Source organism: Vibrio sp. 1S139, from assembly GCF_041439475.1.
Taxonomy (GTDB): domain Bacteria; phylum Pseudomonadota; class Gammaproteobacteria; order Enterobacterales; family Vibrionaceae; genus Vibrio; species Vibrio crassostreae_C.
This window is the reverse complement of the sequence record NZ_JBGOOD010000098.1, coordinates 1-9,469: the sequence shown is the minus strand read 5'-3', so window position 1 is coordinate 9,469 and position 9,469 is coordinate 1. Positions and strand designations below refer to the sequence as shown.

Here is a 9,469-nt window from a genome sequence, read left to right as displayed (position 1 = left end):
TGGCGGTATCTGTGTTGAGGCTTGAAAGTCAATGAGTCGATTTAAAGACGCTTACTTTCAATCGAGCTAACAACACAACATCAAATTAGAACGCGTAGTTTGCGTCAATCAGTTCGCTAACTTCCACTTTGCTTACTTCAGCACGAGCTTCAAGCCATTGAGCAACTTGCAGTTGTTCTGCTTCTGTTACTGAACGGTAGCGCTCAATTGAGCATAAGAAACCTTCAAACAGCTCAAGGCCGCCGCCACCAAAGCACAGACCGATGCTGTCGATGAAATCAATGAACTCATCAATGAACACATCGTATTGATCAAAATCAGTAATCGATGTCTTGCAGCTTACTTCAAAACCCAGAATCGCGAATTCACCTAGGTATAGCTTTTTGCGTAGGCGACGATTTTTGTTTTCGATTTTATCTAATTTCATAACTGCCTCTCTTTTCGTTTGATAAAGCATTTATACACAGTTCCACATCAATCCCCAAGAGTTTTGTATTACACAAGGGTGTTAATGGCAAAAATCGTGCTACAGAAACAAAACCTTAATCAAATCTATAAAAATCTGTCACTTAACTGCTTCACGATTAGTCACACATTGACCCAACTTATTAACCAATTAGTTAGTAGGTGGGTAAGTCATGAATAACGAATAATAAAATCAGCCAATAGGAAGCAGTAAAGATGAGCAAGGAAACATTTGATAGCACTCGTTTTAATAAGAGCAAAAACAAACCCTTCGAAGAAGTTTTAGATGCGAACCTTTCAAGAAGAAATGTTCTCAAAGGCGGTTTAGGCATCAGTGCAATGACGGCGTTTGGTGCTTTTGGTTTAGCAGGCCACAGCACAGCGCACGCGGCGACAGCATCATTTAGCGCACCGCAAAAAAGCACTGCTACACTTGCATTCGAATCGGTTAAAGGCTCACTGACAGACAGTGTCGTTGTGCCAAAAGGCTATACAGCACAAGTATTGGTTCCTTGGGGTACTCCACTTAACAAGCAAGGCAATGCTTGGTTAAAAGATGGAACCAACAACGCACAAGATCAAGCAAACTCACTGGGCATGCACCACGACGGCATGCACTTCTTCCCGCTTAATGGCAACAGCAACGACGGTTTGTTGGTGATTAATCACGAATACATCGACCAAAAAGCACTGCACGCTAATGGTCCTACATACGATGAAGGCAACCGCCCTAGCCTTGATGAAGTACGTAAAGAGATCAACGCACACGGCGTGAGTGTGGTTCGTGTAAAACTTGAAGGCAACCAATGGGTGATGGTCGATAACGATCCTCTGAACCGCCGCTACACAGGCGCGACCGTAATGGATCTGTCTGGTCCTGTTGCACACAGTGAATTTACCAAAACCAAGTTCTCACAAGACGGCAGCCAAGCTCGTGGCACCTTGAACAACTGTGGTAATGGCTACACACCATGGGGCACTTACCTAACGTGTGAAGAAAACTGGCCGGGTTATTTCGTTAACAAAGGCGAGACAACACCAGCGCAAGAACGTATTGGTATCGCTACCGACAAAACACGTTACGGTTGGGACACGCTTTCTGGTGACAAACAAGAACGCCTAGACGAATTTGCTCGCTTTGACGTAACACCAACAGGTGAGTCAGCAATGGACGATTACCGTAACGAAGCACACGGTCACGGCTACATTGTTGAAATCGACCCATACACAGCAAACTCTCGCGCTAAGAAACGTTCTGCACTGGGTTGTTTCCGTCACGAAGGCTGTACGTTTGGTAAGTTGACCGAAGGCGAGCCAATCGTATTCTACTCTGGTCACGATTCTCGCTTTGAATACCTATACAAATTTGTTTCTGAAGAGAAATGGGACCCGCGTGACGCAGAACCGAGTAATCGCCTAAGTGCGGGTGACAAGTACATGGATAAAGGCACGCTGTATGTGGCTAAGTTCAACGATGACGGTTCAGGTACGTGGCTACCACTAACGTTGGGCAGCAAGACTACAAACGGCGGCAAGCTAGGTGATTCATTTGACTCTCAAGCAGCGCTTATCATCAATACAGCGGGCGCTGCCGACCTTGTTGGTGCAACGCCAATGGATCGCCCTGAATGGTGCTCTGTTGACCCAATGACGGGTACGGCTTACCTAACGCTGACTAATAACAACAAGCGTAAAGAAGCGAACTCTGCGAACCCTCGCGTAGACAACAAGTTCGGTCATGTTATCCGTTGGGATGAAGGCAAAACGGCAGGCGAGTTCGATTGGGATATCTTCGTATTTGGTTCACCAGCAGTGGAAGACAAGTCTATTAACCGCTCTGGTCTAACAGACATGAACCAATTCGCGAGCCCTGACGGCTTAGCGTTTGATGCTCGTGGCATCTTGTGGATTCAGACAGATAACGGCGCAGACGAAGTAACTGGCTACACCAATGACCAAATGCTGGCAGTGGTTCCATCTCAGTTAACGGATGACAACGGCAACAGTGCGGTGATTGATGCAAACAACCAAGCACAGCTTAAACGCTTCTTTGTGGGTCCAAACGGTTGTGAAGTGACTGGCTTTACCATCAGCCCAGATTTCAAATCACTGTTTGTGAACATTCAACACCCTGCAAACTGGCCATCGTCTGAAGATGCAACAGCACAAACTCAAGGCAATGTTCGTCCAAGAGCATCTACGGTTGTGATTCGTCGTGAAGACGGCGGTGAAATCGCGGTTTAATACGCAAATCTAGCTAAGATCAGAAACATTTCTGTTATCTAATTTCTGTTCGCTAGCTCAGTAAAATCAAAAAGAGCGATAAGGCCAAATGCCCTATTGCTCTTTTTATATTCTATGCATTCTTCGGTTTAAGTAAGGAACCAAGCCTTAAAAACTTATCATCATCCAAAGAGCTCGTCATACCAAGCTCTAGTCATCCTCGAGAAGGAGGGACGACTGAGTCGGAGATCTCTAACCGTTATCGCTTTTCAGAATTAACTCACGAACAGCCACACACCAACACCCATCATCAACGTACCAGCAATACGGTTCATCAACTTAACGTTATCCGCCTTGCCGAGCATATGTTTTAAGCTCTTACCGCCGGTCGCGTATAAAGTCATGCAAACAAACTCAGAAACCAGAATGATCGACACGAGAATGAGTAACTGCGGTGCTAAGTCTTTATTGCTGTTAATAAAAGGAGGCAGCAAAGAAATCATAAACGCCCAGCCTTTTGGGTTCGCATTTGCAGTGACAAAACCTTGAACCACCAAGTCCCAATCATTGCTGACTTTTGTTGTTTGGTTGTCAGTGCTGATCGCCAGTTTGCCTCTTGAACGCCACATCTGAACGCCCAAATAGAACAAGTAAGCTGCGCCAACAAATTTGAAGCCCGTAAATAGCCACGGGTAGTTCAACATGATAGATGCAATACCCAATACCGCAGCAATAGAAACCACTGCAACACCAGCCAATTCACCGATCATCATCCATAATGTACGCTTGTATCCAACACTCATTCCTAGCGTCAACGCCAAAGTCATACACATGCCGGGCGTGATTGACACAAAGAAAAATGTGGGAATAAAAGCCCAAAGTAGTGCGCTATCCATATTATTACCTTATCGACTTATTTTTATTTAATAGTTCTTGTTTCTTGATCGGGCTTGAAATGAAGCGAGGTTGAAACGAAGCAGTAATGACAATAAACAATATTGCGATCAATACAAACAAAAAGAGCCACATAACAGTGGCTCTTTTTCATTACCAACCGTAATTTTACTTACGACGGTTTTTAATTCGCTTCATCATAGTCAAACGACGTTCAGCGCTTGCTTGATCTTGTGGCTCTTCGTTCGCGTTGTTCTTACGACCCTGACGGTTTTTGTAAGCCGATTTAGTGTTCAGCTTCTCGATGTAAGCATCACGTTTCTTCGGTTCGTAACCCGGTTGTTCAACACGGCGAATACGTTGTTGAATCAGTTTTTCAACTTGAACAACAGTCAGCTCTTCTTCGCGGTTAACGAAAGAGATTGCGTGACCTTGTTTACCAGCACGACCTGTACGGCCAATACGGTGAACGTAATCTTCCGCTAGGAAAGGCATGTCGTAGTTAATTACGTGTGGTAAGTCTTCGATATCAAGACCACGAGCTGCAACGTCGGTTGCTACCATCACACGTGCTCTACCTTCTTTGAAATCATCCAAAGCACGACGACGAGCACTTTGCGCTTTATCACCGTGACAAAGTACCGCTTTAATACCGTCAAGCTTAAGCTCTTTAACTACATCATTCGCTGTTTCTTTATAGTTCACGAACACAAGCACTTGGCGCCAGTTTTTACGACCAATCAGCTCAGAAAGCAGTTCTGTTTTACGCTCTTGATCCACTGGGTAAACCACGTGGCCGACAGTAGCAGCCGTTGAGTTTTCGCGCTCAACACTAATACGTTTTGGTTTACGCAGAATATCAACAGACAGTTGGTTTAACTGAGTAGAAGTCGTTGCAGAGAACATCATGATTTGCGGTGATGTTTCTACATCCAACATGATCTTACGAACGGCATTGATAAAGCCCATATCAAGGATACGGTCAGCTTCATCAAATACTAGAAATTCTAGGTTAGCAATAGACACGTTACCCGCTTCTAAGTGCTCTTCTAAACGGCCAGGTGTTGCAACCAAAATATCCACACCCAGTTCTAGTTGACGAACTTGTGAAGACATCTTGTTACCACCGTAAACCGCAGAAACACTTAGATCTGTGTATTTAACGTAGTCTTTAATGTTTTGAGCGATCTGCGCAGCAAGCTCACGAGTTGGAGCAAGAATAAGGCCGCGAGCCGTTCCTCTAGACGCCTTTTTACCGCTGTTCAAAAGGTGCTGAATAACAGGCAATGAAAATGCCGCTGTTTTACCCGTACCGGTTTGAGCAGTAGCAAAAATATCATGGCCTTTACGAGCCATTGGAATCGCTTTTTGTTGAATTGGAGTGAGTTTTTCATAACCGCACTCAGTCAACGCTTTGACTAATTCAGGAGCAAAACCTTGAGAGGAAAATGACATTGTTACGGGTTCCTTAAGCAGACAGCCTACATTCTTATTTCAGCCGAGCACTATAAAGTAATTAGAGTGATTTATCTCACATTTATCGTGATATAACGCAAACTTTCTCATTTAATCTGGTGTTTATCCCGCCTTCAACGAAGTAAACACCAAGATCCTTGGTTCAAACAGCAAAAACTGGGCTATTTGATGCCACACAGCTTGAGTAGAATCTGCTCTAGATCGCCCCATGGCATGAGCTGCGAGTCGATCACTTCCAATCGAGATTCAAAGCCATCCAGTGTAATTTCGTTCACAGACACGACTTGATTCGCCACATTGAATGCGTAGCAACCTTGGTCGGTGTTCACGACGGCTTTTACACGCTCGGCCGTTAGATCCGACAACATAGAGAATAGCGCATCGAAGTCGAACTTATGCTCTGCGCCAAACAACCAACCGCAACTGAAATAGCCCTGTCCTTTATTCTCTTTACGGATGAAAGCTTCACCAGGCGGAAGTTGGAATTGAGGCTCTTGTTCAGCATGATCGTGATGATGCGCTTCAATATGAGAGGAAGCACCACCGTATACTCTTTCAATGTCCAACACTTCCAATGGCACTTCACCATCGTGAATTAGCTTATGGAAGACTTTTGCTGGCGTTTGATCCGTCACCCAATCATTAAACATATCGATGTCTTCAGAATGAACAAGGTCAACCTTAGTACCAAGAATCACATCTGCACTGTTTAGTTGATCATTAAAATTCTGATTCGAAGTGTACTTTTCATTAGATAGATTTCGTGGGTCAACCAAACCAAGCGTCGCTTTTAAATCGACATATGGCGTGTACTGATCGGAAGTCAGTGTCGCAATCACTTGTTTAGGGTGACCAAGCCCTGTCGGCTCAATCAATAAACGGTCTGGTTTTTGGCGAAGTAAGGCATTAATACCTACCGACATAGGCACGCCCGCAGTACAACACATGCAACCACCCGGTACTTCTTTAATCAAAGCACCTTGATCTGTCATCAATGCACCGTCAATACCGATTTCCCCGAACTCATTAACCAGAACAGCCCAGTTTTCATTCTCAGGTTTATTTTTTAGCAGGTTCAAAATGGCTGTCGTTTTACCAACACCCAAGAAGCCCGTAATGATGTTTGTAGGAACTTTTTTAGTCATATCAGTTCTCCTTTTTAAGGGAGTATATACACAATCACGGAGAAATTGACCCCAATCGCTTGTTTATACGGAGAATGATTTAAGCCAGAAGTTGTATGAGTGTCACTAGAAAAGGGGGGAACGATGAAAATGGGATGCTCCAGACGAACTAAAGGCGTACTTACTCAGTACGCCCCACCCTCGTTACTCAATCGTGAGTTCGCGAATCAGGAAGCCTTAAATATCGACCTGAACATTTAACGAGGAACTAAAACTTTGTTTCTGAATCCATCCAAATTGTGTGTAAAACCTCACTTCTCCTTGCGGTTCGTTATGTTGCTTTACGATTTAACTATGGTTCATTTTTGGGGATATTCAAGCCGCCGCCAGAGAATCGATCAAAACTGTGACGGTGATTCCACTATTGAGCATATATTCTATTTATGTAACACGTACATTCCATAAATGAAATTCAACTTTTCAACTTTGTTGCTATAGGATATGCAGAGGAAGCGTATAATTTAATGCAACCCCGCCTTAACTCATTCAGGAAACTTATCTTTATGACCAGAAGAGAGAAAATTAAGCAGTCCTTACTAGCCAAGATGCCAAGGGATGCTATTAATCAATTTCTCTCAAGAGATAAGACCCCAGCTTCGGTTCTCTTCCTTTCTTGTATTGTGGGTGTACTTGCTGGTGTAGTGGGTACCTATTTCGAAGTTGCGGTTCATTTCATCACAGAAACTCGTACCGATTGGCTGAAAGATGAAATCGGTAGCCATTTACCACTGTGGCTTGCTGCTTTCCTTATTAGTGCGGCATTCGCCTTTATTGGTTATTTTCTCGTTCACCGTTTTGCTCCAGAAGCTGCCGGTTCAGGTATCCCTGAAATCGAAGGTGCAATGGACGGCATGCGCCCTGTTCGATGGTGGAGAGTATTACCCGTAAAATTCTTTGGCGGCATGGGCGCGTTAGGCTCTGGTATGGTTTTAGGCCGTGAAGGGCCAACCGTTCAAATGGGCGGCAGTATCGGTCGTATGGTCACTGATATCTTTCGAGTCAAAGACGATGACACTCGCCACTCACTGTTGGCTTCAGGTGCCGCTGGTGGCTTAGCCGCCGCATTTAACGCACCACTGGCAGGAATCATGTTTGTGGTTGAGGAGATGAGACCACAGTTTCGCTACTCACTCATATCAATCAAAGCTGTCATCATCTCAGCAGTTTCAGCCAACATTGTATTTCGTTCTATCAATGGCCAATCTGCCGTTATCACAATGCCTCAGTACCAGCCGCCTGAACTCGACGCACTTTGGTTATTCTTATTATTAGGTGTGTTGTTCGGCCTGTTTGGTGTGATTTTCAATAAACTGATTACGCTTTCCCAAGACCTGTTTGTGGCGATCCACAAGAATGACCGTAAACGCTACTTGATGACAGGCACCCTACTTGGCGGTTGCTTTGGCTTGTTGCTCCTTTATATACCTGAATTAACTGGTGGTGGTATTGGTATCATCCCGAACATCACGAATGGCAGCTACAGCGCCAATGTGTTGTTGTTGATTTTCTTAGGCCGAGTCCTCACTACCCTGCTTTGTTTCGGCTCTGGTGCGCCAGGCGGTATCTTTGCACCAATGCTTGCGCTAGGAACACTCTTTGGTTATGCGTTCGGGCTTATCGCAGCGGCATTCTTTCCCGAACTGAATATTGAACCGGGTATGTTTGCAATTGCTGGCATGGGAGCATTATTTGCCGCCACCGTGCGAGCGCCTATCACTGGCATACTGTTGGTTATCGAAATGACCAATAACTACTACCTGATCCTGCCGTTGATCATCACCTGCTTAGGTGCGGTAATCATTGCTCAAATGTTAGGTGGGCAGCCAATTTACAGTCAACTGCTTAACCGTACGCTGAAAAACGAAAAACTAAGACAACAAGATCTCCCTCAACAAGAGGAAGTACGTTAATTACAAATGACTCATGAAACAAAAGCACACATTCAACGTGCTTAATCTCCCGATTCCGCATCAAAATCAAAAAAGCAAACGTTAAACTTGGTATCATCCACTCAAAATTAGTTGAGTGCCCTCAAAATCTATTGATGGAAGACCTACACACTCTAACTAAAGCAAATAGTCCAATATTCTGTAATTAACTAAGTCGGAGCAAGTCGTTGAACTGGAGAAGATTAACCCAAGTAAAAAATGTGCCGCCATCTCAGGCGTCTTTAGCACTTGGCGTTATTGGGTTAGGACAAGCTTGGGCGTTATATATCCCGGGCATTGGTGAGATAATTCGTCCCTACCTCGCTGCATTCGGCGCGCTATTATTGCTGCCTGTTTTACTGCGCTATTTAACGAGCTTTAATACCTTCCTTAATGATATTCGCCACCCGTTAAGCGGAAGCTTGATGGCACCAATGAGCATGGCTTTACTGATTCTGTGCGACTATTTAGCCGAGATATCGCCAGCTATCGCCTACCCAGTTTGGTTCTGCGCGCTATTGCTGCACTTTACCATGATGGTGTTGTTCTTCAGTTTTCAGATCATCAACTTCAAAATGTCGAACATTGTACCGAGTTGGTTTCTGTATCCGGTCGGTTTGATCAGCAGTTCCTTAGCTGGCACACAGTTCGGGCACACCGTATTTTCAGAAACACTTGCGGTCACTTGTATTGGTATCTATTTCCTTATGTTGCCAGTGGTGTTGTACCGCTTGGTGTTCGAAGGCAATCTTCCTCGCCGAGCAAGACCAACACTCGCTATCATGGCAGCTCCGGTTAACTTATCTTTAGCCGCTTACTTGGTTAACTTCGACAACCCAGACCCGATTCTAACAGGTGCATTGGCGGGCATTGCCATCACCATGACTTTGTTGATTTACTTGTGTTACATCCGCCTGATGCGTTTGAAGTTCCAACCTTCGATTGCTGCCGTCACCTTCCCATCTGTGATCAGCGCTATTGCCATGCATCGTCTAACTACATTTTTCGGCGCGGAATACCCACAATGGTATTGGCTACACAAGTTTGGTTTCTTTGAGCTAACCATCGCCACCATTCTAGTGATTTGGGTTGCCGGTGGTTACGTAAAAATGTACTGGCCTGAGTTTTTCGATTCCGACTACATGTCCAAGAAGATGAAACGTTCTTAGATAGAAGCGAAAAGATCTTAGCTGAACCATCGTGTTCTGCAGTAGTCGATGATGTCAGACAAAACCAACCAAACCCAAAAAGGCCTCACACTGTGATAATGCCGATCGTTTAAGAAGACTTGAACGATCC

At 44.7% G+C, this 9,469-nt stretch carries 7 protein-coding genes; 3 read left to right on the top strand and 4 right to left on the bottom strand.

Annotated features, from left to right (window positions below; genetic code table 11):
• Positions 1-85: 85 nt before the first annotated feature.
• Positions 86-427, bottom strand: coding sequence for a YggL family protein (locus ACED46_RS20555; protein WP_017062629.1), 342 nt, complete (start codon positions 425-427; stop codon positions 86-88).
• A 254-nt stretch (positions 428-681) separates the two neighbouring features.
• Between ACED46_RS20555 and ACED46_RS20550 the strand changes: the two genes are divergently transcribed.
• A complete protein-coding gene (locus ACED46_RS20550; protein WP_371722320.1) occupies positions 682-2,709 on the top strand; it encodes a PhoX family phosphatase in 2,028 nt (675 codons plus the stop codon).
• Positions 2,710-2,963: 254 nt separating this feature from the next.
• Here ACED46_RS20550 and ACED46_RS20545 read toward each other — a convergent pair whose 3' ends face one another.
• The 3 genes from ACED46_RS20545 to ACED46_RS20535 all read right to left on the bottom strand — a co-directional run bounded on the left by ACED46_RS20545 (position 2,964) and on the right by ACED46_RS20535 (position 6,203).
• Positions 2,964-3,584 (bottom strand): LysE family translocator, encoded by a 621-nt coding sequence (locus tag ACED46_RS20545; protein ID WP_371722319.1) that lies wholly within the window; start codon positions 3,582-3,584, stop codon positions 2,964-2,966.
• Positions 3,585-3,750: 166 nt separating this feature from the next.
• Positions 3,751-5,037 carry a DEAD/DEAH box helicase gene (locus ACED46_RS20540; RefSeq protein ID WP_019821956.1) on the bottom strand — a complete coding sequence of 429 codons (1,287 nt, stop codon included), beginning with the start codon at positions 5,035-5,037 and terminating at the stop codon, positions 3,751-3,753.
• Between the two features lie 182 nt (positions 5,038-5,219).
• Positions 5,220-6,203, bottom strand: a complete 984-nt coding sequence (locus ACED46_RS20535; protein ID WP_229647844.1) for a GTP-binding protein — start codon at positions 6,201-6,203, stop codon at positions 5,220-5,222.
• Positions 6,204-6,745: 542 nt separating this feature from the next.
• Here ACED46_RS20535 and clcA point away from each other — a divergent pair.
• Together clcA and ACED46_RS20525 are read left to right on the top strand one after the other, a co-directional pair.
• Complete coding sequence (gene clcA, locus ACED46_RS20530) at positions 6,746-8,152, top strand: H(+)/Cl(-) exchange transporter ClcA (RefSeq protein WP_017064484.1); 1,407 nt, start codon at positions 6,746-6,748, stop codon at positions 8,150-8,152.
• Between the two features lie 206 nt (positions 8,153-8,358).
• The gene (locus tag ACED46_RS20525) at positions 8,359-9,339 is read left to right on the top strand and encodes a TDT family transporter (RefSeq protein ID WP_104216296.1); all 981 of its coding nucleotides are present in this window, start codon (positions 8,359-8,361) and stop codon (positions 9,337-9,339) included.
• The last annotated feature ends 130 nt before the right edge of the window (positions 9,340-9,469 follow it).